The 25,699-nt window shown below is 67.6% G+C and carries 27 protein-coding genes; 6 read left to right on the forward strand and 21 right to left on the reverse strand.

Annotated features, from left to right (window positions below):
- On the reverse strand, positions 1 to 1,319 hold a 1,319-nt coding region (locus tag OXQ95_RS02700), incomplete at its 3' end, for a PQQ-binding-like beta-propeller repeat protein (protein WP_267379307.1).
- Positions 1,316 to 1,912 (reverse strand): tetratricopeptide repeat protein, encoded by a 597-nt coding sequence (locus OXQ95_RS02705; RefSeq protein WP_346731967.1) that lies wholly within the window; start codon positions 1,910 to 1,912, stop codon positions 1,316 to 1,318. The genes OXQ95_RS02705 and OXQ95_RS02700, both read right to left, overlap by 4 nt.
- Between OXQ95_RS02705 and OXQ95_RS18780 the strand changes: the two genes are divergently transcribed.
- Positions 1,853 to 2,023: a hypothetical protein gene (locus OXQ95_RS18780; protein WP_346731969.1), complete on the forward strand. Its 171-nt coding sequence runs from the start codon at positions 1,853 to 1,855 to the stop codon at positions 2,021 to 2,023. The genes OXQ95_RS02705 and OXQ95_RS18780 overlap by 60 nt on opposite strands.
- Before the next feature lie 68 nt (positions 2,024 to 2,091).
- Here the strand turns inward: OXQ95_RS18780 and panB are convergent, their stop codons facing one another.
- From panB to OXQ95_RS02720, 3 genes are read right to left on the reverse strand one after another with little or no spacing between them, the layout of a single operon-like run.
- Entirely contained in the window at positions 2,092 to 2,952 is an 861-nt protein-coding gene (panB, locus tag OXQ95_RS02710; protein WP_267379313.1) for a 3-methyl-2-oxobutanoate hydroxymethyltransferase, read from the reverse strand.
- A gap of 24 nt (positions 2,953 to 2,976) precedes the next feature.
- Positions 2,977 to 3,414 (reverse strand): hypothetical protein, encoded by a 438-nt coding sequence (locus OXQ95_RS02715; protein ID WP_267379316.1) that lies wholly within the window; start codon positions 3,412 to 3,414, stop codon positions 2,977 to 2,979.
- Between the two features lie 59 nt (positions 3,415 to 3,473).
- Positions 3,474 to 3,821 (reverse strand): ArsC family reductase, encoded by a 348-nt coding sequence (locus tag OXQ95_RS02720; protein WP_242096245.1) that lies wholly within the window; start codon positions 3,819 to 3,821, stop codon positions 3,474 to 3,476.
- Between the two features lie 120 nt (positions 3,822 to 3,941).
- Here OXQ95_RS02720 and OXQ95_RS02725 point away from each other — a divergent pair, with 120 nt between their 5' ends.
- Genes OXQ95_RS02725 through OXQ95_RS02740 form a run of 4 tightly spaced genes read left to right on the forward strand, consistent with a single transcriptional unit; the run spans position 3,942 to position 8,748 of the window.
- A complete protein-coding gene (locus OXQ95_RS02725) occupies positions 3,942 to 6,002 on the forward strand; it encodes an NAD(+) synthase (RefSeq protein ID WP_267379320.1) in 2,061 nt (686 codons plus the stop codon).
- A 44-nt stretch (positions 6,003 to 6,046) separates the two neighbouring features.
- Positions 6,047 to 6,928: a CDP-alcohol phosphatidyltransferase family protein gene (locus OXQ95_RS02730; RefSeq protein WP_267379323.1), complete on the forward strand. Its 882-nt coding sequence runs from the start codon at positions 6,047 to 6,049 to the stop codon at positions 6,926 to 6,928.
- Positions 6,928 to 8,019 carry an inositol-3-phosphate synthase gene (locus OXQ95_RS02735; RefSeq protein WP_242096242.1) on the forward strand — a complete coding sequence of 364 codons (1,092 nt, stop codon included), beginning with the start codon at positions 6,928 to 6,930 and terminating at the stop codon, positions 8,017 to 8,019. Before OXQ95_RS02730 ends, OXQ95_RS02735 begins: the two co-directional genes overlap by 1 nt.
- Before the next feature lie 3 nt (positions 8,020 to 8,022).
- Positions 8,023 to 8,748 (forward strand): NTP transferase domain-containing protein, encoded by a 726-nt coding sequence (locus OXQ95_RS02740; protein WP_267379325.1) that lies wholly within the window; start codon positions 8,023 to 8,025, stop codon positions 8,746 to 8,748.
- Here the strand turns inward: OXQ95_RS02740 and OXQ95_RS02745 are convergent.
- From OXQ95_RS02745 to rpiA, 16 genes are all read right to left on the reverse strand, one after another.
- On the reverse strand, positions 8,719 to 9,177 hold the full coding sequence (locus OXQ95_RS02745; protein ID WP_242096240.1) for a winged helix DNA-binding protein: 459 nt from the start codon (positions 9,175 to 9,177) through the stop codon (positions 8,719 to 8,721). The genes OXQ95_RS02740 and OXQ95_RS02745 overlap by 30 nt on opposite strands.
- 23 nt (positions 9,178 to 9,200) lie before the next feature.
- Positions 9,201 to 9,656, reverse strand: coding sequence for a hypothetical protein (locus tag OXQ95_RS02750; protein WP_267379328.1), 456 nt, complete (start codon positions 9,654 to 9,656; stop codon positions 9,201 to 9,203).
- Positions 9,657 to 9,670: 14 nt separating this feature from the next.
- On the reverse strand, positions 9,671 to 10,024 hold the full coding sequence (locus OXQ95_RS02755) for a hypothetical protein (RefSeq protein WP_267379331.1): 354 nt from the start codon (positions 10,022 to 10,024) through the stop codon (positions 9,671 to 9,673).
- A 59-nt stretch (positions 10,025 to 10,083) separates the two neighbouring features.
- A complete protein-coding gene (locus OXQ95_RS02760; protein ID WP_242096237.1) occupies positions 10,084 to 10,560 on the reverse strand; it encodes a helix-turn-helix transcriptional regulator in 477 nt (158 codons plus the stop codon).
- A gap of 88 nt (positions 10,561 to 10,648) precedes the next feature.
- Positions 10,649 to 10,999 (reverse strand): DUF6481 family protein, encoded by a 351-nt coding sequence (locus OXQ95_RS02765; RefSeq protein ID WP_242096236.1) that lies wholly within the window; start codon positions 10,997 to 10,999, stop codon positions 10,649 to 10,651.
- 65 nt (positions 11,000 to 11,064) lie between these two features.
- Positions 11,065 to 12,462, reverse strand: a complete 1,398-nt coding sequence (locus tag OXQ95_RS02770; RefSeq protein ID WP_267379334.1) for an APC family permease — start codon at positions 12,460 to 12,462, stop codon at positions 11,065 to 11,067.
- A gap of 119 nt (positions 12,463 to 12,581) precedes the next feature.
- Positions 12,582 to 12,788 carry a TOBE domain-containing protein gene (locus OXQ95_RS02775; protein ID WP_242096234.1) on the reverse strand — a complete coding sequence of 69 codons (207 nt, stop codon included), beginning with the start codon at positions 12,786 to 12,788 and terminating at the stop codon, positions 12,582 to 12,584.
- A complete protein-coding gene (locus OXQ95_RS02780) occupies positions 12,785 to 14,704 on the reverse strand; it encodes a biotin carboxylase N-terminal domain-containing protein (RefSeq protein ID WP_267379337.1) in 1,920 nt (639 codons plus the stop codon). Before OXQ95_RS02780 ends, OXQ95_RS02775 begins: the two co-directional genes overlap by 4 nt.
- Before the next feature lie 148 nt (positions 14,705 to 14,852).
- Complete coding sequence (locus OXQ95_RS02785) at positions 14,853 to 16,451, reverse strand: carboxyl transferase domain-containing protein (protein ID WP_267379339.1); 1,599 nt, start codon at positions 16,449 to 16,451, stop codon at positions 14,853 to 14,855.
- A gap of 22 nt (positions 16,452 to 16,473) precedes the next feature.
- Complete coding sequence (locus tag OXQ95_RS02790; RefSeq protein ID WP_267379342.1) at positions 16,474 to 17,640, reverse strand: isovaleryl-CoA dehydrogenase; 1,167 nt, start codon at positions 17,638 to 17,640, stop codon at positions 16,474 to 16,476.
- A gap of 50 nt (positions 17,641 to 17,690) precedes the next feature.
- Complete coding sequence (locus OXQ95_RS02795; protein ID WP_242096230.1) at positions 17,691 to 18,437, reverse strand: HAD-IIB family hydrolase; 747 nt, start codon at positions 18,435 to 18,437, stop codon at positions 17,691 to 17,693.
- Complete coding sequence (locus OXQ95_RS02800) at positions 18,434 to 19,246, reverse strand: Cof-type HAD-IIB family hydrolase (RefSeq protein ID WP_267379349.1); 813 nt, start codon at positions 19,244 to 19,246, stop codon at positions 18,434 to 18,436. The genes OXQ95_RS02795 and OXQ95_RS02800 overlap by 4 nt, the downstream gene beginning before the upstream one ends.
- The gene (gnd, locus tag OXQ95_RS02805; protein ID WP_267379352.1) at positions 19,243 to 20,226 is read right to left on the reverse strand and encodes a phosphogluconate dehydrogenase (NAD(+)-dependent, decarboxylating); all 984 of its coding nucleotides are present in this window, start codon (positions 20,224 to 20,226) and stop codon (positions 19,243 to 19,245) included. Before gnd ends, OXQ95_RS02800 begins: the two co-directional genes overlap by 4 nt.
- 97 nt (positions 20,227 to 20,323) lie before the next feature.
- Positions 20,324 to 21,448 (reverse strand): transaldolase, encoded by a 1,125-nt coding sequence (gene tal / locus OXQ95_RS02810; protein ID WP_267379356.1) that lies wholly within the window; start codon positions 21,446 to 21,448, stop codon positions 20,324 to 20,326.
- Positions 21,448 to 23,553, reverse strand: coding sequence for a transketolase (gene tkt, locus OXQ95_RS02815; protein WP_267379359.1), 2,106 nt, complete (start codon positions 23,551 to 23,553; stop codon positions 21,448 to 21,450). Before tkt ends, tal begins: the two co-directional genes overlap by 1 nt.
- Positions 23,554 to 23,625: 72 nt before the next feature.
- Positions 23,626 to 24,312: a ribose-5-phosphate isomerase RpiA gene (gene rpiA / locus OXQ95_RS02820; protein WP_267379362.1), complete on the reverse strand. Its 687-nt coding sequence runs from the start codon at positions 24,310 to 24,312 to the stop codon at positions 23,626 to 23,628.
- Positions 24,313 to 24,503: 191 nt separating this feature from the next.
- Here rpiA and OXQ95_RS02825 point away from each other — a divergent pair, with 191 nt between their 5' ends.
- Complete coding sequence (locus OXQ95_RS02825; protein ID WP_267379365.1) at positions 24,504 to 25,694, forward strand: efflux RND transporter periplasmic adaptor subunit; 1,191 nt, start codon at positions 24,504 to 24,506, stop codon at positions 25,692 to 25,694.
- Positions 25,695 to 25,699 lie beyond the last annotated feature (5 nt).

Here is a 25,699-nt window from a genome sequence, read left to right on the forward strand (position 1 = left end):
CGATAGGCGGTCAGCCGCCCACGCTCGTCGATCACGTACAGCGTCGAATTGGCGACGACCGGCGGCAGCGTATAGCCACCCTTGGTCTCGATCGTATCCGCGATCGATCCGTCGCCCGGGTTCACGAAGGCGATGCCGCCATCCGAATTGGTGAGCACGAGGCGATTGCCGGCGAGCACCGGGCCGTACCAAGTGATCGGATCCTTCTTCTTCTTCACGTTGCGGAACGCGGGAAGCTGCGCGATCCAACGCGCCTTGCCCGTCGCGCGCGCGAGGCAGAGCAGGCGCGCATCGTCGGTGGCCACGAACAGCCATTCACCGGCGATCCAGGGCGTCGAGATGCCGGCGAGATTCTGTTCCCACAGCCGCTGCCCGGTGCCGAGATCCAGCGCGACCATGCGGCCACCCTGCCCGACCGCATAGACCTTGCCCTGATCGATCACCGGATCGGCATCGATATCGGCGAGGCTCGACACCGACGTGCTGATCGAGGTGCGCGACAGCGCGTCCTGCCACAGCACGCGGCCATTCTCGTAACGATAGGCGCTCAGTTCGCCGCTCGAAAAGCCGGTGACGACCGTGCCTTGGCTAGCGGCGGGCGCCGCCACGCCGAACACGCCCTGCGTCTCCAGCGTGCCCGATTGCGCCCATTGCACCTTGCCGTCCGCCTCCGACAGCGCGAACACCTGATTGTCCTGCGTCAGCACGTAGAGCGAACCGTTCGAAATGGTCGGCGCGCCGCGCAACGGACCACCGGGCTTCGCGCGCCACAATTCCTTGCCGTCCGCCGCGTTCAGCGCGACCACGTCGCCCAGACCGTCGCTCGCAAAGACCTTGCCGTCGTCATAGCTGACACCGCCGCCGAACCGCGCGTGACGGTTGCCCTCGGGCGAAGCGGTGGTCTTTTCCCACAGCACCGTGCCGGTGTCCGAGGCGAAGGCATGCACCGTCGATTCGACGTCCACGACGAACAGCTTCTTGTCGGCCACCACTGGCGTCGCGGCGAGCCGGGCGCGGTTCGAGCCGCCGTCGATCGTCGCCTCCCACAGCCGCTTGGGCTGGGTGGCGAGCGCCAACTGGCCCATCGATTTCTGCGCGTTGCCGCCCGATTGCGTCCAACTGTCGTTCACCGCGGCGACCGGCAGCAGCACCTGGACATCGGCCATCGTCTTGTCGGTATCGATGCCGTTTTCGGAAACGAGGATGGGGATCCGGTCGCCCAGCGTCGGCGTCTTCTTGTGGCCACCCTTGAAGATGCCGCAGGCGCTGAGCGCGAGCATGGCGCCGATCGCGATCGAGGCGCGGAGTTCGGTCTTCATTGCGCTTTCACATCCTCACTCTGGGCGACGGCATCGACGCCCAGTACGCCCGCCATCTGAACGCTGCGTTGACGAATCGACTGCGGCACATTGGCGTCGCGCGCGATCTGGCCGAACATCCGGCCCGCCAGGTCGCGACGGCCGCTGCGCAGATAGGCCACCGCGACCATCTCGCCTGCGCTGCCGAACCACGGATTGCCCGGCACCGCGAGCGGCCGGAGGCGATCGATCACCGCCTGCGGCTTCAGCGTGTCATATTCGGCCAAGGTCTGGCGGACGAGCGCCAGATCGCGGAACGGCTTGGCGGCAGCGGAATCATCGGCGATCGCCGCGAACATCGCCGCGGCGCCCTTCTCGTTCTTGTTCTGCAGCAGCAGATCGGCCTGGGTGAAGCGCGCCAGTGTCGCATAGCCCGGGCGCCCCGACGCTGCGAGCGGCGCCAGCGTCGACGACGCCACGTCCTTTTTGCCGTCGCTCAGCGCGTCATAGGCGGATTGGAGCTGTTCGCCGGCCAAGCCCGCAGTCTGCTCCTTATGGTGCTGCCAGTAGAAAAACCCTGCAAGCGCAATGAGGAACGCAACCCCAAGGCCGATCGCGAGTTTCCCGTAACGAGTCCAGAAGCCAACAAGCTGATCGCGGCGGAGTTCGTCATCGACCTCGCGCAGAAAGGCTTCGTTCGTTTTCGGCGGAAGGGCCAAGGATGAGCTCCGGGACATGATCGGGATCGCAAGGCGCAGTCCTTAGCCGCGACGGCGCGGAAACGGAAGCCGGGTCAGTCCCGGGCGGCGTAGGTCTGCGCCTCCCCCGGAAAACTGCGTGCACGCACCTCCTCGGCATAGCGCGTGGCGGCGTCCGAGATGCGGCCCGCGAGGTCATCGTACCGCTTCACGAAGCGCGCAGTCCGCTCGAACATCCCCAGCATGTCCTCGGCGACCAGCACCTGCCCGTCGCAGCGGGCGGAGGCGCCGATCCCGATCGTCGGGCAGGCGACCGCGTCGGTGATGGCGATCGCGATGCCCTCGACCACACCCTCCACGACGACCGCGAATGCGCCGGCGTCGGCCACCGCGACCGCGTCGGCGACGATCTTCTTCGCCTCAGCCTCGCTGCGCCCGCGCGCGCCATAGCCGCCGAGCATGTTCACCGCCTGAGGCGTGAGGCCGACATGCCCCATGACCGGAATGCCGCGCTCGGACAGGAAGCGCACGGTGGGCGCCATCGCCTCGCCCCCCTCCAGCTTCACCGCCGCCGCGCCGGTCTGTTTCAGGAGCCAGGACGCGCTCTCGAACGCTTTTTCGGGCGAAGCCTCATAGGCGCCGAACGGCATATCGATGACGACCAGCGCATGATAACTGCCCCGCACCACCGCGGCGCCGTGCGCAGCCATCATCTCGAGCGTGACGGGCACGGTCGAGGGCAAGCCGTAGACGACCTGGCCGAGGCTGTCGCCGACCAGCAGCATGTCGCAATGGGGATCGAGCAGTTGCGCGGTGCGCACCGTATAGGCGGTGAGCATCACCAGCGGCGTGCCACCCTTCTGCCGCCGGATCGCGGGGATGGTCAGCCGCTTCATCGGCGAAGGCGTCGGGTTCGCGCGGCTGGTGCCGGTGTCGATCGTGTACGTGGTGGACATGGCGCCGGTCCTAACCCGCCCGGCTCACCTGATCCAGCCACGTCGCCGCGCCCGGCCCGAAATCACGAAGCCGCCGATCGCGGTGGCGAGGATCAGGATCGGAAACGGGACAACCGCCAGCGCGCCTTTTACCGCGACGATGTCGGTGGCGGTGAACAGCCAGCCGAACTGCACGACGATGCCGAGGATCGACAGCGCATAGAGCGGTCGCGCCAGCTTGGCGCGCGAGACGAGCGCCAACGCCCCCAGCAACCCGCTGCCGACGGCGAAGGCATAGACCAGATCGTACCACGTCGGCAGCCGGGCGAACAGCGCGCGGTCATAACCGCTCGGCGTTCCCAGCGCCTCAGCGCCCAGCCGCCATTGTTGCGCACAGGCATAGCAGCCGGCGAGCGCCCAAATCAGCAGGGCAACCACCGTCACCTTGAACCAGAAGGGTGCTTCCTGCCTGACATAGCCCATTCGACGCTCCCATTCGCGGGGCGATTGTTGCGCCATTCACCGCCGAGGCGCAACATGGATCAAGCGTTCAGGGCGGCAGCGTAGCGCTGTGGATCGAACCCGACGAGCAGAGCGTCGCCCGAGACCACCACGGGACGGCGGATCGCCGACGGATTGGCGACCATGACGGCGAGTGCCCGATCGCGATCCAGCCCGACCTTGTCAGCATCGGGCAGCTTGCGAAACGTCGTGCCCGATCGGTTGAGCAACGCTTCCCAGCCCAGCCGGTCGATCCAGCCAGCCAGCGCATCGGCATCCACGCCCGCCGTCTTGTAATCGTGGAAATCATGGGCGACGCCGTGCGCGTCGAGCCAATGGCGGGCCTTTTTGACGGTGTCGCAATTGCGGATGCCGTAGAGCGTCGTCATCGGCCTCGTTCCTATGGTTGGCGGGCCGCCATGCCGCGCGCGGGCGAAGCTGCCAAGACGTGCCCCGCGTTTGGCGGATGCGGAACCGCGGCCTAAGGGCTTTGCGTCGAAGGAGTCGCCATGTCCACGCACCCGTTCCATGCGATCCATAGCCATGGGCTGATTCGCGTCGCCGCCGCGACTCCGGTGGCATCGGTCGGCGACACCATCGCAAACGCCGAAGCCGCCATCGCGCTGGCGCGGGAGGCGGATGCCGACGGTGTCGATCTCGTCGTCTATCCCGAACTGAACCTAACCAGTTACGCGATCGACGATCTTCATCTCCAGACCGCGCAACACCGCGCCACCGAAGCGGCGATCGCCGCCATCGCTGCGGCGAGCGCGGATCTCTGCCCGGTGCTGATCGTCGGCGCCGCCCTTTCGCAGGCCGGGCGCCTCTACAATTGCGCCGTCGCGATCGCCCGCGGACGGATCCTGGGGGTGGTGCCCAAGACGTTTCTGCCCAACTACCGAGAATATTATGAAAAGCGCTGGTTCTCGAGCGGTGCCGGCATCACGGGCGATCGTCACGTCACGCTGGCGGGGCAGGCCGTGCCATTCGGCACCGACCTGATCTTTGCGGCGACCGACCTCGAGCATTTCATCTTTCATGTCGAGATCTGCGAGGATTACTGGGCGCCCACGCCGCCTTCCACGATGGGCGCGCTGGCCGGCGCGGTGATCTGCTGCAACCTGTCCGCCTCCAACGTGGTGATCGGCAAGGCACGCGAGCGCGTGCTGCTGTCGGCGTCGCAAAGCGCCCGCGCGCTGTGCGCCTATGTCTATGCCGCGGCCGGATCGGGCGAGAGCACCACCGATCTGGCCTGGGACGGCCAGGGCATGGTCCACGAGCTGGGCGAGATGCTCGCCGAATCGCCGCGGTTCGCCGCCGGAAACGCGTTGACCGTCGCCGATGTCGATGCGGAGCGGATCGTGCAGGAGCGGATGCGCAACGGCAGTTTCGGCGATGCCGCGCGATTGGCGGGCAATCCCGAGACGCGCTTTCGCCGGATCGGCTTCGATCACCAAGCGCCTATCGTCGATCGCGGGCTTCGGCGCGACATGCGGCGCTTCCCGTTCGTGCCCAACGATCCCGGCAAGCGCGACGCGGACTGTTACGAAGCGTTCAACATCCAGGTCGAGGGGCTTGCCCGGCGAATCACCGCCTCGGGCGCGCAAACGCTCGTCATCGGCATCTCGGGCGGGCTCGACTCGACGCACGCCCTGATCGTGGCGGCCAAGGCGATGGACCGCCTCGGCCGGCCGCGCACCGACATTCTGGGCTTCACCATGCCGGGCTTCGCGACGGGCGATTCGACCAAAACCAATGCCTGGGCACTGATGCGCGCGATTGGCGTCACCGCCGCGGAAATCGACATCCGCCCCGCCGCCCGCCAAATGCTGGGCGACATGGACCACGCCTTCGCGCGCGGCGAGCCGGCCTATGATGTGACGTTCGAAAACGTCCAGGCGGGCCTGCGCACCGATTATCTCTTCCGCCTGGCCAATCAACGGGGCGGGCTGGTGGTCGGCACGGGCGACCTCTCCGAACTCGCGCTCGGCTGGTGCACCTATGGCGTCGGCGATCAGATGAGCCATTACGCGGTGAATGCGGGCGTGCCCAAGACGCTGATCCAGTTCCTGATTCGCTGGTGCGTTCGCCACGGCGAATTCGATGCCGCCACCGATGCGGTGCTCGAATCGATCCTTGCCACCGAAATCTCGCCCGAGCTGGTGCCGGTCGGCGCCGATGGCGCAATCCAGAGCACGGAGGCGAAGATCGGCCCCTATGCGCTCAACGATTTCTTCGCGCACTACGTGGTCCGCCACGGGCTCGCCCCCTCCAAGATCGCGTTCCTCGCCTGGCATGCCTGGCGCGACGCGGCGGCCGGGCGCTGGCCCGAGGACATGCCCGCCGACTCGCGCGTCGCCTATGACCTGCCGACGATCGTCATGTGGCTGGATCGTTTCCTCCAGCGCTTCTTCGCGACCAGCCAGTTCAAGCGGTCGGCGCTTCCCAACGGACCCAAGGTTTCGGCCGGTGGCGCGCTGTCTCCGCGTGGCGACTGGCGGGCGCCGTCCGATGGCACCGCGCGGGTGTGGCGCGACGAACTCCGTGCAAACGTGCCGGAAATGCCGTAGGCGAACTTGCAATAGAGGCCTTACAGGCGCATTGTGACCCACCTATGACATCCTCTTCACCGGATGGATCGCGCGACCCCCGGATCGAGGACCCATCCAATCTCAGGATCATCCACCCGGCGGCACGCGCCTTGCTGCCGTCGGCGCTTGCGCTCGGCCTGTCGGCCAATTTGGTCTCGCTGATCGGTCTGATGCTGGGGATCGGTGCGGCCGCGGCCTATGCGCGCTGGGAGAGTCCCTGGGCGGCAATGCTGGGCCTGATCCTGTCGGTCGGCTGGCTGATCGCCGACGGGCTGGACGGCATGGTCGCGCGCGCGACGGGCACGTCGAGCGCGATCGGGCGGATGCTCGACGGGCTGGTCGATCACGGCGTCTTCATCCTCATCTATGTCCGGATCGCGCTCGGCATCGGCACGGTGGAAGGCTGGATCCTCGCCATTTCGGCAGGCGTCGCGCACATGGTGCAATCGAGCCTCTATGAGGGCGAACGCGCGCGCTTCCACCGCAGGGTCCGTGGCGAGGCGCTGATCGCCCTGCCCCGGCTCAGCCGCATGCCGCTGGTGATGCTCTACGACTGGGTCTCCACCAGCTTCGATCGGCTGGCCCAGCCTTTCGAGCGGCTTCTGGCGCGCAGCCCCGATCCGCGGGCGCTCGGCCGCGCCTATGGCGATGCCGCGGTGCCCCCGATGCGGGCGATGGCCTGGCTCAGCGCGAACGTACGCGTGGCGGCGGTCTTCCTGGCCTGCCTCGTCGGCAATCCCCGTTATTTCTGGTGGTTCGAGATCGTGGTCCTCACCCCGATCGCGATCGCCACCATGATCCGTCACCGGCGCGTGGAGCATGGCTTCGTCCATGGTCCGGCAGCCGCCTTTGCAGGCGACGATCGTCTCGCGCCCGCCTTCTCTTCAAAGGAACACCGTCACTGATGTCTAGCATCCGGATCGCCGTCGTGGGTATCGGCAATTGTGCAAGCTCGCTCGTCCAGGGCCTCGAGCATTATCGCGAAGGCGCCAACGACACCGTCGGCCTGATGCACATGGAGATGGGCGGCTATCGGCCGAGCGACATCAAGGTGGTCGCGGCGTGGGACGTCGACAAGCGCAAGGTGGGCAAGGACGTCGCCGAGGCGATCTTCGCCAAGCCCAATTGCACCGCGGTGTTCGCGCCCAACGTGACCGCCACCGGAACCGTGGTGAAGATGGGCCGCAAGCTGGACGGCGTGGCCGACCACATGGCCGATTACAAGGACGACCGCACCTTCCTGCTCGCCGACATGGCCGAGCCGACCAAGGACGACGTGGTGCGCGAACTGCGCGAGAGCGGCACGGACGTCCTGATGAACTATCTGCCGGTGGGCAGCCAAGAGGCGACCGAATTCTATGCCGAATGCGCGCTGGAGGCCGGCGTCGCCTTCGTGAACAACATTCCCGTGTTCATCGCCTCCAACCCCGTCTGGGCCAAGAAGTTCGAGGATGCCGGCGTGGCGATCATCGGCGACGACATCAAGGCACAGCTCGGCGCGACCATCGTCCACCGCGTGCTGACCGACCTGTTCGCCAAGCGCGGCGTAAAGCTCGACCGGACGTACCAGCTCAACACCGGCGGCAACACCGACTTCCTCAACATGTCGAACCATCGCCGACTCGAATCGAAGAAGATCAGCAAGACCGAGGCGGTGCAGTCCGTGGCAGCCGAGCGGCTTGACGACGACAACGTGCATATCGGCCCGTCCGATTACGTGCCGTGGCAGAACGACAACAAGGTGTGCTTCCTGCGCATGGAAGGCCAGCTGTTCGGCGGCGTGCCGATGAATTTGGAGCTGCGCCTCTCGGTCGAGGATTCGCCCAATTCGGCCGGCGTCGCGATCGACATGATCCGCTGTGCCAAGATCGCGAAGGATCGTGGCATCAAGGGCGTGGTCGATCCCGCCTCCGCCTACTTCTGCAAACACCCCCGCGCGCAGATGACCGACGATCTGGCGCAGATCGCGGTCGAAGAGTTCATCAAGGCAGCCTGACGCGTGATCGACACCGCCGTGCTTCTCGCCGCCGGCCAGGGAAGCCGGTTGCGCGGCACCACGCCGTTCAAGCCGCTTTGCCCGGTCGGCGGCCGAGCGCTGATCGATCATGCGATCTATGGGCTGGCCGAGGCCGGTCTGTCGCGCGCGATCGTGACGCTCGGCTATGGCGCGGCCGCGATCCAGGCGCATCTCGCATCCAGACGGTGGCCGATCACCGTGGAAACGGTGGACGTCGCCGACTGGCTTGCGCCCAACGGCGTGTCCCTGCTGGCGGCCGCCGCGCGGCTGGGCAATGCGAGCGCGGTGCTGGCGATGTGCGATCATCTGGTCGACCCGGCGCTCTATGCGCGCCTCGCCCGGGCGGGAGCCGGCGAAGGGCTTCGGCTCGGGATCGACCGGCGGCTCGGCCATGCCTGGGTCGATCCCGACGACGTCACCTGCGTGGCGACGCGTGGCGACGCGATCGTCGCGATCGGCAAAGGTCTCGCACCGCACGACGCCTATGACACGGGTGTATTCGCGGTCGGACCCGCGCTCTTTGCGGCGCTGAAGCGGATTGCCGCACCCTCGCTGACCGAGGGCGTGCGCGCGGTCGCCGCAACCGGCGCCGCGCTCGCGATGGATTGCAGCGACCTCGACTGGATCGACGTCGACGATGCGCCGGCGCTGTTCAAGGCCGAGGCGTGGCTCGCCGATCTAGCGAGCCGCGCGGCCGCGGCGGCCTGAACGCTCCGCCTCGGCACCGCGTTCGCCGTCGAGAAGGTCGACCATGGCATTCCAGCCGCGATCGGTCAGCCGCACATAGGTGCGACGCTTGTCGACCGTATCGGCGATACGGTCCAGCAGTCCCCGGGCGCGCAGCAGCGCGATGTAGCGCAGTGCCGTCGCCGAGGACGCGCGCGCCCCCACGCACACCGAGGTGACGCAGAGCGGTCGCCCTTCACATTCCGAAAGGAACAGGTCGAGCATGATGTTCCAGGCGGGGTCGCCGAACAGCCCCTCGCCCATCAGGGCGGTGCGCCGCTCGTTCAGCGCATAGGCCCGCTGCGCGACGTCGATGATGCCGTCGGAGACGGACCGACGCGGCGCGGCCGAAGGCGTCGGGCGCCGTGGCGCGGGCGCCATGACGTAGGATGATATGGACAATGTGGTCACGGTGATGTTCCGATGAACGCGGCTCAGGCGCCCGGCTGGATGCTCCAGTCCGGATCGCGGCCATTCTGCAGAAGCCGCCGCCGATGTCGCACGGTGGCGACGATCAGGATGACGGTGATCGGATAGGCCCAGGCCTTGGTGAGAATAGCGTAGGCCAGACGCAGCACGGTCGGGTCGACCGCCTTGACGATATGGGCGGTGGTTCCGAGCGCATGAAGCGCCACGATCCAGAGCGGCCAAAATCGATCGGCGTAAAGCGCGAGCACCAGAAGCGCGACGAGCAGCGCGCCATCGACGGCCAGCACGCCCACGTCCGTGTGGACGAACGCCACGCTCGTGCTGGTCTCGACCACCCGTGTCATCAAGGCCGCCAGCAGCAGCAGGCCTCCCCCGATCCGCTCGGGCGCTCCGCCCCTGGCGAACGCGAACAGCGTTGCGCCAGTGGCGAAGACGTTGAAGATGATGACCCGGCTATCCACTCAGCATTCCCTGGTCATGCTACGGCGCTCAGGACCACGGGCTGGGGCGAACGCGCTTGCGCGGGTGGGCAATCGCTTTCGTCGCCATAGGCATAGAACGCGCCGAGACCGATATCGGACCGGACCGTCACCAGCGCCCGGTGCGCTTCCACCAGCCGGTGGCGGGCACGCACCAGATCGGCGGTCGCCTCGGACACTAATTGGATCGCGTCGAGCCCGGTGGCCACCGGCAGGCGTGCATCGGCGCGCTGGCGCAGCATCGTCGCCACGCAATCCGCCGCACAGGTGGCGGCTTCGTCGGCCGCCCGTTCGGCCTTCAGGAAATCGGCCGTCACGAGATCGGCAGCCTGGCGTCGTTCCTTCAACATCGATCATTCCCCCCGTCGCGGCAAGCCGCGTGTCGTTCGCAGAGCGGCGGGGACGTTCGCTAACGATAATGCGCGATCAGGCTGGACAGGGTGAGCGCCATGTTCAGCACGACCATCGACGATACCGCCACGAACAGGGTGAGCGCGACCATCATGCCAAGCCGCTGAAGCTTGGTGAGGTGGTTGCGCATCCTCCCGCCTTGGCGACCGCCGGGTGACAAGCCCAGCAGCCGTCGAGCGAGCCACCACGGCTCGTTCGACAGCGGGATTGGCGCGACATCGGCCGTGTTGGGAACGTCGATCGGCTCCCATGGCAGGCGATCGGACGTCGTACCGCCTTCATGCTCGACCAGCATCCGTGCCGCGGCGAAGCGCGAGCGCGCGTCGAGCATCTGCACCGCGCGCTCGATCCGCTTGTCGACGGCCGACGGCGACACGCCGAGCAACCCGGCGATCTCCTTCGAATTGTGATGGCTGGCTACGAGGCGGAGGCAGGCACGCTGCGGCTCGGTCAAATGCTCGATCGGCGGCGTCATGCAGCCGAACATAGGCGATCGGGCGTACCAAGCAATATTGCTGGCAAAATGAACCGAATTCGCCGCTCCGAAGGGCGGCGAAGATCGTTCAGCGGCGCGCCTTGCGCGCGGCGTAGCGGGCGTCGCGGAGGGCCTTCTTCTCGGCGTCGGTCAGTTCGGGCTTGGCGCTGGCCTTGCGCGCGGCCTCGGCGGCATCGGCCTCTTCCTGCGCCTTGCGCGCGGCTTCGGCCTTGGCATCCTGTTCGGCCTGGATCCGGGCGGCACGACGGGCGGACTGTTCGGCCTCGCGCTCGGCGCGACGCTCGGCGGCGGCGGCGCGTTCGGCGGCCACCGCCGGGTCGATCGGCGGCTTGGCCTTCAGCTTGTCCAGCGCCCGTTGCTTGGCGGCAGCGGCATTCGCGGCGCGTTCGCTGAAAGTCGGGGCCTTGTACGACGACATGCATGTTCCTCTGAGCGACCGGGATCGGACGCGGACCCTGCCGATGGCGCAAGCGCGCCCAATTTTCAACCCGTCGCGGGCTCCGCCGGGTCGCGCACCACCCAAGCGCCGCGGCGACGCAGCACCAGCCGGTAATAAAGCGCGGCGCCGACGATCTGCGCCGCCGTGGCGATCAGGCTGGGGCGCCCCTCATCGAGATCGAGCCAATTGGTATACACGACATAAGCCAGCGCGACCAGCGTCAGCACGGGCGCGGCCGGATAAAGCGGCATCCGGAACGGCGCGTGCGCGGTCGCGCCCGTCCGCCGCCCTACCATCGCCGCCACCGCAATCCCGGCATAGATCGCGATCAACCCCGCGCCGCTCAACACCAGCAACAGCGTCAGCGGGGCGAAGCACGCCGCGATCCCGACCGCGCCGGTGAACAGCGTGGCGAGCCATGGCGAGTCGAAGCGCGGGTGGATCGCCTGCATCCAGCGATCGACCGGCCGCCCCCACGCGCCGTCGCGCCCGGTGCTGTAGAAGAACCGCGCGCACGACAGGATGCACGCGATCGCGGCGTTGAGGATCGCGATCACGACGCCCACCGCGATCCATCCCGACAGCAAGGGGCCGCCCCGCGCCAGCACCAGCGTGCCGAACGGATCGTCGTCCACGAACGCCGCGTGAAGGTCGCGCGATCCCATCAGCAGCGCCACGATCGGCACGATCTCCAGCACCAACGTGGCGACGAGGGCGACGAGCACCGCCCGTCCGATCTGCCGCCCCGCCTCGTGCAGCTCCTCGCCGAAATACACCGCGGCGCCGTATCCGTTCAGCGCGAAGATCGCGACGGAGGTGGCCAGCCCGATCGCCGCCGGTGAAGCCGGGTGCAGCGTCGCGCCCAGCGGCATCACCGGATGAAGCACCAGCGCGCCGATCGGCTGGGTGGCATGCGCGAAGCCGAGCACCGCCACCACCACGAGCGCGAGCATCTCGATGGCGAGGAAGACGCCCGTCAGCACTGCGTTGACGCGGATGTTGAGCAGCCCGATCAGCGTCGACAGCGCGACGACCGCCACCGCCACGGGCACCTGCGGCAATCCCGGGATCACGGTCGAGAGCACCGCGCTCACCCCCAGCCCCAGGACGGGCGGAAAGAGCAGGTTGTTGAACACGTTGATGCCGAGCATCACGAACCCCGCCAGGGGCCCCAGCGTGCGCGCCACCATCACATATTCGCCGCCAGCGATCGGCCAGACCGAGGCGAGCTCGGCATAGACGAAGGCGGTGGCCACGCAGACGATGCCGGCGAGTACCAGCGCCCAGATCGTGCCGCTGCCCGCGGCGTGGAGCATCCCCGGCACGATGACGAACACCGACGAAGCGGGCGTCGCCACCGACAGCGTCAGGAACAGCACGCCGAGCAACCCGAGCGAACGCGTCAGCGGGGTGGCGTGCGGCACGCTCTTGATATCCGGCATCTTTCCCCCGTGGCCCATGGCCGTTAACCATGGCCATAGGCAGTAAATGCCGGCGTGCGAAGACCCGATGCGCGCCCGACCAACCGACCGTCAGCCGGCGCGTGGCGGGCCGGCGCGGCTCACTTGCCGATCAGCACGTCGCTGGCCTTCACGATCACCGTCACCGTGTCGCCCTTTGCCAGCCCCAGTTCCTCGATCGCCTCTTCGGTGATGCTGGCGGTGACGATGGTGCCGCCGCCGATATCCACCTTCACCGTGCCGTTCACGGCACCGGGCGTGATCGCGGTGACGGTGCCGGCGATCTGGTTGCGGGCGCTGATCTTCATGACGTTTCCTTCTCGATGGTCGCGAGCACGACGCCTTCGGCGACCTGACCGCCGACAACGGCGGAAAGGCGGGAAACGATCCCGTCGAACGGCGCGACGAGACTGTGTTCCATCTTCATCGCCTCGAGCGTCAGCAGCGTCCGGCCCTTGGCCACCGCCTCGCCCTCATGCACGCCGACCGCGATGATCCGGCCCGGCATGGGCGAGACGATCGCCCCGTCCGCCGCCGCGCCGCCGGCGGTGCCGCTCGCGCGGAACGGCTGGAAGAGATGCGCCCAGCCGCGATCGACGATGAGGACGCCGTCCGCCGTCTCGCGCAGCAGCGATCCCTCGTCCGGCACCCGCGCTCCGACGCATCCCTCGCGGCGCACGCCATCGGCCAGCATCGCGACGCGCTCGCGCCGGGGGGCGTTGAGGCGAAGGCCGAGCAGGTCGCGCCAGATTTCGCCCGACGCGTCGTCGCTGGCCGGATCGGCCGCATGGCGCGTGCCGCCACCGGCGCGCACGATCTCGACCGCCGCGGTGTCGAGCAGCGCCGCACCGATCGCCGCGCCCGCGGTCAGCGCCTCGCTTTCGTGCGCGATGAAACCCGTATCGATCGACGCGGCGGCGAAATCGGGGTGGCGCAGCAGCGCGGCGAGGAAGCCGGCATTGTTGCGCACCGGCCAGGTCAGCACGGTGTCGCAGGCGAGCGCCAGCTTCTCGCGCGCCTCGTCCCGCGTCACGCCGTGCACCACCAGCTTGGCGATCATCGGATCGTAGAAGGGCGACACCGCCGAGCCCCGGCCCACGCCGGTTTCGATCCGGGCGAGATCATCGTCGAGGAAGAATTCGCCCAACACGCCGGTACTCGGCAGGAAATCGGCCAGCGGATTTTCCGCATAGAGCCGCGCCTCCATCGCCCAGCCGCGAATGGCGAGTTCGTCCTGCCGCCGGGGCAGCGGCTCGCCGCTCGCGACGCGCAACTGCCATTCGACCAGATCGACGCCGGTGATCTCCTCGGTGACGGGATGTTCCACCTGGAGCCGGGTGTTCATCTCCATGAACCAGATGCGATCGGCGCGAAGACCCTCGCTTGCATCGGCGATGAACTCGATCGTGCCCGCGCCGACATAATCGACCGCGCGCGCCGCCTTCACCGCGGCCGCGCAGATCGCCGCGCGGGTGGCCGCATCCATGCCGGGCGCAGGCGCTTCCTCGATCACCTTCTGGTGGCGGCGCTGCAGCGAACAGTCGCGTTCGAACAGATGGACGACCTCGCCCTGCGTGTCGCCGAAGACCTGCACCTCGATGTGGCGCGGCGAGAGGATGTATTTCTCGATCAGCACGCGATCGTCGCCGAACGACGCCGCCGCCTCGCGCCGGCACGAGGCCAGAAGTTCGGCGAAATCGGCCGCGGCGTCGACGCGCCGCATGCCCTTGCCGCCGCCGCCCGCCACCGCCTTCACCAGCACGGGATAGCCGATTGCATCCGCCTCCGCGAGCAGCCGATCGGGGGACTGGTCCTCCCCCAGATAGCCCGGCGTCACCGGCACGCCCGCCGCGATCATCAGCGCCTTGGCGGCATCCTTCAGCCCCATCGCGCGGATCGCGGCGGGCGGCGCGCCGACCCAGATCAGCCCGGCCGCGATCACCGCATCGGCAAAACCGGCATTCTCGCTCAGGAAACCATAGCCGGGATGGATCGCCTCCGCGCCCGTCTCCAAAGCGGCGGCGATGATCCGTTCGCCGACCAGATAGCTTTCGCGCGCCGGGCTCGCGCCGATCGCCACCGCCTCGTCCGCCAGCTTCACATGGAGCGCGTCCGCATCGGCGTCCGAATGGACCGCGACCGTCCGGATCCCCATCGCCCGCGCGGTGCGGATGATCCGGCAGGCGATTTCACCGCGATTCGCGATCAGCAGCGATTTCAGCATGTTGGCCCTCCGAAGTGGAGGAAGTGGAGATGTACCATGGGTCTTTCCACTTCGCGCGTCTCGCCCGTCGCAGCGGAGGGTACGAAGAGGCGCAGACGCTCGATCATGGGCGCGAGGCTATGCCGAAACGGGGCGTGTAGGACAGACGTCACATCCGGAACACGCCGAAGCGCGGCTCCCCGATCGGCGCTTCCAGCGTGGCGGCGAGCGCCAGCCCCAGCACGTCGCGCGTCTGTGCGGGATCGACGATGCCGTCGTCCCACAGCCGCGCCGTCGCATACCAGGGATTGCCCTCATCCTCATATTTCTGCCGAACGGGGGCCTTGAACGCCTCCGCCTCCTCGGGCGTCCAGCGTTCGGCGTCGCGGTGGACGGTGGCCAGCACGCTCGCGGCCTGTTCGCCGCCCATCACGCTGATCCGGCTGTTGGGCCAGGTGAACAGGAAACGCGGCGAATAGGCCCGGCCGCACATGCCATAATTGCCCGCGCCGAAGCTGCCGCCGATCAGCAGGGTGATCTTGGGAACGCTGGCGGTCGCCACCGCGGTGACCAGCTTTGCGCCATGTTTCGCAATGCCTTCCGCCTCATATTTGCCACCGACCATGAAGCCCGAAATATTCTGGAGGAACAGCAGGGGGATCTTGCGCTGGCAGGCCAGCTCGATGAAGTGCGCGCCCTTTTGCGCGCTTTCGCTGAACAGCACGCCGTTGTTGGCGAGGATGGCGACGGGCATGCCCCAGATATGCGCGAAGCCGCAGACGAGGCTGGCGCCGTACAACGCCTTGAACTCGTGGAACTCGCTGCCGTCGACCAACCGCGCGATCACCTCGTGCACGTCATAGGGCGCGCGCACATCGGCGGGGACGATGCCATACAGCTCCTCCGCCGCATATCGGGGGGGCCGTGGCGCCGCGAGGTTGACGGGTGCGCGCGTCGCGGGCGGCAAAGTGGCAACGATGTCGCGCACGATCGTCAGCGCATGGTCGTCATTCTCGGCGACATGGTCGACGACGCCCGATCGGCGGCCATGCGTATCGGCACCGCCCAGTTCCTCGGCCGAGATCACCTCGCCCGTCGCCGCCTTCACCAGCGGCGGCCCGGCGAGGAAGATCGTCCCCTGCCCGCGCACGATGATCGTCTCGTCCGACATGGCGGGCACATAGGCGCCCCCCGCGGTGCACGATCCCATCACGCACGCGATCTGCGGAATGCCGAGCGCGGACATCTGCGCCTGGTTGAAGAAGATCCGGCCGAAATGCTCGCGATCGGGAAACACCTCGGCCTGGTGCGGCAGGTTCGCGCCGCCGCTGTCGACCAGATAGATGCAGGGCAGCCGGTTTTCCTGCGCGATTTCCTGCGCACGCAGATGCTTTTTCACGGTCAGCGGGAAATAGGTGCCGCCCTTCACCGTGGCGTCGTTGCACAGGATCATGCATGGCCGCCCCGACACCCGGCCGATCCCGCAGATCAGCCCCGCGCCCGGCACCGCGTCGTCATAGAGACCATTCGCCGCGAGTTGCCCGATCTCGAGGAATGCGCTGCCGGGATCGAGCAGATGCTCGACTCGGTCGCGCGGCAGCAGCTTGCCGCGCGCGGTGTGGCGCTCGCGCGACGCGGCGCCGCCGCCCAATGCGGTGCGCGCGACATCCGCACGCAGGCTCTCGGCGAGCGCGCGGTTGTGCGCGGCGTTGGCGCGGAAGGTCTCGCTGTCGGGCGACACCGCGCTGGCGAGGACGGGCGCGCTCATCGATCCGGACCGGCGCGATCGCTCACTGCGCCACCCGGGGCGCCGCGCCGATCAGCTCGCGCCCGATCAGCATCCGACGGATCTCGTTCGTGCCGGCGCCGATGTCGAGCAGCTTGGCGTCGCGCATATAGCGCTCGACCGGCCAGTCCTTGGTATAGCCGGCGCCCCCCAGCGCCTGGATCGCCTCAAGGCTGACGCGCACCGCATTCTCGCTGGCCAGCAGGATCGCGCCCGCCGCGTCGAACCGCGTGGTCTTGCCCGCATCGCAGCTGCGCGCCACCGCATAGACATAGGCGCGCGCCGAATTGAGCGCGACATACATGTCCGCCACCTTCGCCTGGATGAGCTGGAACTGACCGATCGGCTGGCCGAACTGGCGCCGTTCGCGCACATAGGGGATCACGACGTCGAGACACGCCTGCATGATGCCGAGCTGGATCCCCGCGAGCACCGCGCGCTCGTAATCCAGCCCCGACATCAGCACGCCGACGCCGCCATTTTCCGGGCCCATCACGTTTTCGGCCGGCACATGGCAATCGTCGAACACCAGCTCGGCGGTGGGCGATCCGCGCATGCCCATCTTGTCGATCTTTTGCCCGATCGAGAATCCGGCGAAATCCTTCTCGATCAGGAAGGCGGTGATGCCGCGGCTGCCCTCGCCGGTCTTGGCATAGACGACCAGCGTGTCGGCATAGGCCGCGTTGGTGATCCAGAATTTGGTGCCGTTCAGCACATAGCCGTCATCGGTCTTCGCCGCCTTCAGCTTCATGCTGACCACGTCCGATCCCGCGCCTGCCTCGGACATGGCGAGGCTGCCGACATGTTCGCCCGACACGAGCTTGGGCAGATATTTCGCCTTCTGCTCGGGCGAGCCCCAGCGGCGGATCTGGTTCACGCACAGATTGGAATGCGCGCCATAGCTGAGGCCGACCGACGCGCTGGCGCGGCTCACCTCTTCCACCGCGATCACATGTTCGAGATAGCCGAGGCCTAGCCCGCCATACTCCTCCTCCACGGTGATGCCGTGAAGGCCGAGCTCGCCCATCGCCGGCCAGAGTTCGCGCGGGAACCAGTCCTCCGCGTCGATCCGTGCGGCGAGCGGGGCGATCGCCTTGTCCGCGAAGGCGCGTGTGGATTCGCGGATCATGTCCGCGGTCTCGCCGAGCGCGAAGTCGAAATCGATGGTCATGGCCTCTCCGTTTCAGATGTTACTATCACGGGAGGCCATGGGTTCAAGCGTCACTTCAGGCAGGCGACGATCCCGGCGATGGCGGCAAGCGTGCCGTCCGGGTCCTTCACCCGCACCGTCTCCAGCCCGAGCTCCTTGGCGGGATAATCATTGCCGCCCGGGAAGATCGCATCGCCGATGAACATCATCTGCTCCAGCGGGATGCCGCTCGCGTCGCGCAGCTTCTTGAGGCCGTACGCCTTGTCGACGCCCTTCTGCGTAATGTCGATCGAGGTGGCCCCGCCCATGTTGATCGACAGTTCGGGCAGGCGCGTGCGCAGATCGGCCTGGATCACCTTACGCTTGGCGAAATCGGGATCCCAATGCTCCTTCTCGGCGATCGGCGCCTCCTGGCCCAGCGCCGAGAAGGTGATCTGGCTGCCGCGATCCTCGATCCGCTCGCCCCAGGTCTTTTCGGGCTTGAAGCCGGTCGCTTCGAGCGACGCATCGAACGCCTCCAGGATCTTCGTCTTCTCGTCGTCGGAGAACAGTTCGGCATAGACGACCTGCCAGTCGCTGCCCTTGTGCGTGTAGAGCTTGGTGCCCGTGGTCGGCATCAGCCACAGCTTCTTCAAGTCCGCGCGCGCGGGCAGGCGCGAGGCGACCTGCTTCTGGAACTGCGGCCAGTCGCCACCCGAGATCACCGCGACGTTCGCCACCGCCAGCAGATCGGCCAGCGCCTCGCCCATCGTGTCTTTCAGCGGCTGCTTGCTCTCGGCCAGCGTGCCGTCGAGGTCGAACGCGATCAGCGAAATCATGCGGTGGCTCCATTACGGGGAAGAATGATGGTGTCGATGGCATGCGCGACGCCGTCGGCGTCGTTGGCGGTGGTGTGTTCGTGCGCCTTGGCCTTCACCGCGTCGGGCGCGTTGCCCATCGCGATCGAAAGCCCCGCGCGTTCGAGCATCGGCACGTCGTTGGCCTGATCGCCGATCGCCGCCGTCTCCTCGATCGACACGCCGAACGCCTTGCAGAGCGCCACGATCCCGTCGCCCTTGTTGCCGCCCTTGGCGGTGACGTCGAGATAATAGGTCTGGCTCTGCACGATCGTCGCCCGGTCGCCATAAGCCTTGGCATCGGCGTGGAGCCGGCGCAGCAGCGGCTCGTCGTCGCTGACGAAGGTGATCTTGTCCGCCTTCGCCAGCAGCGCGTCGAAATCCTGCGTGACGACCGGCGCCTGGTTGGAAGCGATCCGCTCATGCTCGACATGCACGCCCTGATCGGTGCTCGCATACCAGCGATCGTCGGCGAAGACCCAGAGATCGACCGCCTCCTTGCGCGCCAGGTCCATCACGCCGCGCGCGACATCCTCAGCGATCGTCTCGTGGCTGTCGATCGTGCCGTCGCGGCGAAAGACGAGGCCGCCGTTGAACGCGCCCATCGGCTCGTCCAGCCTGAGCGCGTCGGCGATCGGCATCATCCCCGAACGCGGCCGTGCGCTGACGATCGTGAAGCCGATCCCGGCTGCCTCCAGTCGGCGAACTGCCGCGATCGTCCCATCCGTCAGCTTCTTCGCCTTGTCGACCAACGTGCCGTCGACATCGGATACCAGCAGCTTCACGCTCACTGCGGCATCTCGACATGGCCACCGAAGCCAAAGCGCATCGCCGACAGCAATTTGTCGCCGAACGTATGCTCGACGCGGCTGCGATAGCGCGCGAAGAGCGCGGCGGTCAGCACATTGGCCGGCACCTTCTCCTCCATCGCCGCGTCGATCGTCCACTGGCCCTCGCCCGAATCGGCGACGTTGCCGGTGAATTGTTCGAGTTGCTGGTCCTTGGCGAGGCCGATAGCGGTTAGGTCGAGCAGCCAGGACGAGATGACGCTGCCGCGGCGCCAGACTTCGGCGATGTCGGTGAGGTTGAGGTCGAACCGCTCATCTTCGGGAAGCTTGTCCGATTTCTTGCTCTTCAGGATGTCGAAGCCCTCGGCATAGGCCTGCATCAGGCCATATTCGATGCCGTTGTGCACCATCTTCACGAAATGGCCCGATCCCGCGGGGCCGGCGAAGATATAGCCCTTCTCGGCGCGCGGATCCTCGTCGCTGTCGATCCGGTCCGGGGTGCGCGGGATCGACCCCATGCCGGGCGCCAGCGCCTCGAAGATCGGCTCGATCGACTCGAGCGTCTCCTTCTCGCCGCCGATCATCATGCAATAGCCGCGCTCCAGCCCCCAGACGCCGCCCGAGGTGCCGACGTCGACATAATGGAGCCCCTTTTCGGCCAGCGCCTTGCCGCGGCGAATATCGTCCTTGTAGAAGCTGTTGCCGCCGTCGATCACGATGTCGCCGGGCTTGGCCCCGTTGCAGATCTCGGTGATCGTGCCTTCGGTGATCTCGCCGGCGGGCAGCATCACCCACCAGATCGCCGGGCTGTCGAGCTTGCCGCGCGCGTCGTCGAGCGAAGTCGCCGCCTCGGCACCGTCCGCCGCGAGCGCCGCCACCGCCTTGTCGTCGCGATCGTAACCGACGACCTGATGGCCGGCCTTCATCAGGCGACGCGCCATGTTGGCACCCATGCGGCCGAGGCCGATCATTCCGATCTTCATGCGAAGTCTCCGCGCGTTTTGAGATGATGGCTTGAGATGATGGCGCTCGCCCGGCCACGCGCGCCTGGTGGCGCCGCCGGGCGAGCGGGAACGGGGTTCAGGCGGCGGTCGGCTGCTTGGCGGCGATCGCGCCCAGCAGATCGTCGAACGCCTTGGCGAACGCGGTGACGCCCTCGCCCACCAGCGTCTCGGTGACGCCGTCGAGCTGCAGGTCGAGCCGCTCGGCCTCGGCGAGGACATGGCGCGCCGCGTCGATGTCCTGAGTCAGCGTGGGTGCCGCGGTGCCGTGATCGCGAAACGCATCCATCGTCTTGGGCGGCATGGTGTTCACCGTGTCGCGCCCGATCACCGTATCGATATAGAGCGTGTCGGGATAGGACGGGTCCTTCGTGCCGGTCGAGGCCCAGAGCAGCCGCTGCGGCTGCGCACCCTTGGCGGCCAGCGCCTGCCAGCGATCGGTCTTCAGGAAATCGAGATACCATTGATACGCCATCTTGGCGTTGGCGATCGCCACCTTGCCGCGCACCGCCTTCAGCGCGTCGGCCTCGGCATCGCCGTCCTTCACGCGCTCGTCGATCGCCTTGTCGATCATCGCGTCGATCCGGCTGACGAAGAAGCTGGCCACGCTGGCGATCCGGTCGATCGGCTGGCCCTGCCGCACGCGCTCCTCGAGGCCCATCACATAGGCCTCGGCGACGCGCTTATAGGCCTCAAGCGCGAACAGCAAAGTCACGTTCACGTTGATGCCGGCGGCGATCGTCGCCGCGATCGCGGGGGCGCCGGCGAGCGTGCCGGGGATCTTTATCATGACGTTGGGCTTGTCGACCATCGTCCACAGCTTCTGCGCCTCGGCGATCGTAGCGTCGGTGTCGTCGGCGAGATAGGGCGACACCTCCAGGCTGACATAGCCATCCTTCGCGTCCAGCCGATCGTAGATCGGGCGCAGCGTATCCGCCGCGTGCCTGATGTCCTCGACGGCCAGATGCTCGTAGCGGTCCATCGTCGGCGCGTCGGGATGCGCCTGGTCATAGGCCTTCAGGCTCTCGTCATAGGCATCGCCATGCCCCATCGCCTTTTCGAAGATCGACGGGTTGGACGTGACGCCCGTCAGCCCGTCCTCGTCCACCAGCTTCTGCAACCCGCCGGCCGCCAGAAACTTGCGGTCGACGAAATCGAGCCAGACGGCCTGGCCCTGCGCTTCGAGGTCGTTGAGCTTGCCCATCACTTCGTCTCCACGAGTTCGCGGGCGACCTTGACGACATTGTCGACGGTGAACCCGTATTTATCCTGCAGTTTGGCGATCGGGGCGGACGCGCCGAAGGTGGACATGGTGATCGTCTTGCCCTCCATGCCGACATAGCGGTCCCAACCGATCTCGCCGCCCATCTCGACCGCAAGCCGGGCCTTCACCGCCTTGGGCAGGACACTTTCCTTATAGTCGTCGTCCTGCACCTCGTAGCGGTGCCAGCTCGGCATCGACACGACACGGCTCTTCACGCCCTGGCTCTTCAGCGTCTCGTGCGCCTCCACCACCAGCGCCACTTCGCTTCCCGTGGCGATCAGGATCACGTCGGGCGTGCCGTCACTGTCGGCCAGCACGTAGCCGCCTTTCATCAGCCCTTCGGCCGAGGCGTATTTCCCGCGGTCGAGCGTCGGCAGCGCCTGGCGCGAGAAGATCAGCGCGGTGGGCGAATCGCCGGCGAGGATCGCTGCCTTCCATGCCCAGGCCGTCTCGTTCGCGTCGCACGGGCGGATCGTGTCGAGCCCGGGGATCGCGCGCAGCGTGGCGAGCTGTTCGATCGGCTGGTGCGTGGGGCCGTCCTCGCCGACGCCGATCGAGTCATGCGTGAAGACGAAGGCGACGCCCAGTTCCATGATCGAGGCGAGCCGCACCGGCGGCCGCATGTAATCGGAAAAGACGAGGAAGGTGGCGGTGTAGGAGCGCAGGTGCGACAGCGCCATGCCGTTCGCGACCGAACCCATGCCGTGTTCGCGCACGCCGAAATGCAGGTTGCGCCCGTCATAGGAGGCCGCCTGGAACGACCCGCCATCGTCGATCGCGGTCTTGGTCGACGGCGCGAGATCGGCCGACCCCCCGACCAGCCAGGGCAGCTTCCGAGCGATCGCGTTCAGCACCTTGCCACCGGCATCGCGCGAGGCGATCCCCTTGGCATCCGCCTCGAACACGGGAATGTCCGCATCCCAGCCCTCGGGCAGCGTGTCCGACAGCATGGCGTCGAGTTCGGCGGCGAGACCGGGCTGTGCGGTGCGATACCGCTCCAGCAGCGCCTCCCATGCCTCGCGCAGCGGGCGGCCCCGCTCCGCCACCGCGGAATGCAAATGCTCCGCCACGCCATCGGGCACCAGAAACGCCGAGTCCTCGGGCCAGCCATAGGCCTTCTTGGTGTCGCGGATCTGATCCGCGGTCATCGCTTCGCCATGCGCCTTGGCGGTGCCCTGGATCGCACTGCCGTAACCGATCACCGAATGGACGACGATGAAGGTCGGCTTGTCCTTGGTCGCGCGAAACGTCTCGATCGCCTTGGCGACGGCGACGGTGTCGTTGGCGTCGTTCACATGGACGACGTTCCAGCCATAGGCCTCGAACCGCTTGCCCACATCCTCGTCGAACGCAAGATCGGTGCCGCCCTCGATCGAGATATGGTTGGAATCATAGATCCAGCAGAGGTTGGAGAGCTTCAGATGCCCGGCCAGGCTTGCCGCCTCGCTCGCCACGCCCTCCATCATGTCGCCATCGCCGCACAGCACATAGGTGTCGTTGTCGAACAGCGTGAAATCGGCCGTGTTGTAGCGCGCCGCGAGCCAGCGCTCGGCGAGCGCCATGCCGACCGAATTGCCGCAGCCCTGGCCGAGCGGACCGGTCGTCGTCTCGACGCCGGTGGTGTGGCGATATTCGGGATGACCCGGCGTCTTGGACGAGAGCTGGCGGAACTGCTTGATGTCGTCCAGGCTCACGGCCGGCTCACCGCTCGGCTTGCCGTCCTTGTCGATCTCCTTGACGCCCGCGAGGTGGAGCAGCGAATAGAGCAGCATCGACGCATGGCCGACCGACAGCACGAAGCGGTCGCGATTGGCCCAGTCGGGCCGGTCGGGATCGGTGCGCAGGAACTTGGCCCAGACGGTATAGCCGACCGGCGCCAGCGCCATCGGCGTGCCGATATGGCCCGACTTCGCTTTCGCCACCGCATCCATCGAGAGGGTGCGGATCGTGTCCACCGTCAGCCGCTCCAGCGTGCCGTCCTCGTGGAGCGCGGTCGATTCGGGGGCATCGGCCGCATTGGTGGCGGACGTGGCGGTATCGGTCATGAACAGGAACCCCTTGGGTGGCGTGAACGAACAAACGCGTGCGCAGCCCATCCGGTTGCGCATGCCGACGCTTTAACCGGGCGGCTGGCGCCGTTCCAGCCGCGAAACGATGCCGTGCTCGGCGACATAGGCGGCATCCACCTGATCGAGGAACAGCCCGTGCCCCAGAACGCCGGGGATCGAATCCAGTTGCGCGGCGAGCGCCAGCGGCTCGGGAAACACGGCGAAGCGCAAGTCGATCACGACATTGCCCTGATCGGTCCGATAGGGCGCATCGCCCGCCTGCCGCAGCACCGCGTCCGCGCCGAGCGCCGCCAGTTCGCGGGTCGCGAACGCCTGCGCGAAGGGCAGCACCTCGACCGGCAGCTTCGCCGCACCGATCGCCGCCACCCGCTTCGACCCGTCGGCGATCACGATCATCCGTGCAGCGGCGGCGGCGACCACCTTCTCGCGCAGCATCGCGCCGCCTGCGCCCTTGATCGCGAACAGCCGCGGATCGATCTCGTCGGCGCCGTCGATCGTCAGATCCACCCGCGCGACCCCGGCGAACGCGCGAACCGTAATCCCGCCCGTTCGCGCCAGACGGGCGCTCGCCTCCGAGGTGGCGACCGCCTCGATGCGCAGCCCCTGGCGCACCCGCTCGGCGAGGCGCGCGATCGCGAACGCCGCGGTCGATCCGGTGCCGAGCCCCACGAGCATGCCGCCCTGCACCTCGTCCACCGCGGCCTCGGCCGCCGCCTTCTTGTCGTCGTCGATCATCGCCGCCCGCTAGCATAGGGCTGGACGCCGCGCGCGCCTTGATGCAGAGGCGCGAGCGATTGCACAAAGTCTTGCGGGGCCCGCAACCAAGTTGCCCGCCTGCGGATTGTGCGCGGAACCGGGCGCGCGCTTGGTTCCATCAAGCGGGCGGACAGGCGCATTTGACTTCGAACATCGCAACATCACGACGGATGGCCCTGGGCGTGACTGCCCTCGCCACCGCGTTGACGCTGGCCGCCTGCTCGGGCGGCGACAAGGACAAGGGCGCCGGTGCCAAGGGCGCGGCACCCGGCCGGGGCACGCCGCAGGTCGGCTATGTCGTCGTGCAGCCATCGAGCGTGGCGATGACGACCGAATTGAGCGGCCGCACTGCCGCGTTCGAAAGCTCGGACGTGCGCCCGCAGGTGACCGGGCTGATCCGCCGCCGCCTCTTCACCGAGGGCGCATTGGTCACCAAGGGGCAGCCGCTCTACGAGATCGATCCGCGCCTCTATCGCGCCAGCGCCAACCAGGCGCGCGCCAATGTCGAGAGCGCGCAGGCCAACGCCGAGTCGACGCGCATCCTGGCGGATCGTTACAAGCCGCTCGCCGCGATGGAGGCGATCAGCAAGCAGGACTATACCAACGCCGTCTCGTCCGCGCGCCAGGCGCAGGCGACCGTGGCGCAGAACCAGGCCGCGCTCGACACTGCGCGGATCAACCTGAAGTTCACCCGCGTGCCGGCACCCATCTCGGGGCGGATCGGGCGATCGCTGTTCACCGTGGGCGCGCTCGTCTCGGCCACGCAGACCGATCCGCTCGCGCAGATCCAGCGGCTCGATCCGATGTTCGTCGACATCCAGCAATCCGCGGGCGACATCGTCCGGCTGCGCCAGTCGCTCGGCAAGGGCGGCGTGGTGGCCACCGCGGCACAGGTGCATCTGAAGCTCGACGACGGCAGCGACTATCCGCTGACCGGTACCGTGGAATTCTCGGAAGCCCTGGTCGACCAGACGACGGGCACCGTCACGCTGCGCGCGAAATTCGCCAATCCGCAGGGGCTGCTGCTGCCCGGCATGTTCGTGCACGCGAGCTTCGCGCAGGCGATCGACAACGGCGCGTTCCTCGTGCCGCAGGCGGGCGTCAGCCGCGATGCCAAGGGCAACGCGACCGTCATCCTGGTCGGCCCGGGCGACAAGGCGGTGCTGAAGGACGTGACCGCCGCGCGCACCCAGGGCCCCTATTGGGTCGTCACCAAGGGGCTGAACCCGGGTGACAAGGTGATCGTCCAGGGCCTGTCCAAGCTGAAACCGGGCCAGGGCATCAAGCCCGTGCCGGCCAATACCCCGCAGAAGGTGGAGGTGCCCAAGGGCGCCGACACCACCCCCAAAAAGGCCGGCTGACCCCC

This window comes from Sphingomonas sp. GC_Shp_6 (genome assembly GCF_026540835.1).
In the GTDB taxonomy this organism is placed as follows: domain Bacteria; phylum Pseudomonadota; class Alphaproteobacteria; order Sphingomonadales; family Sphingomonadaceae; genus Sphingomonas.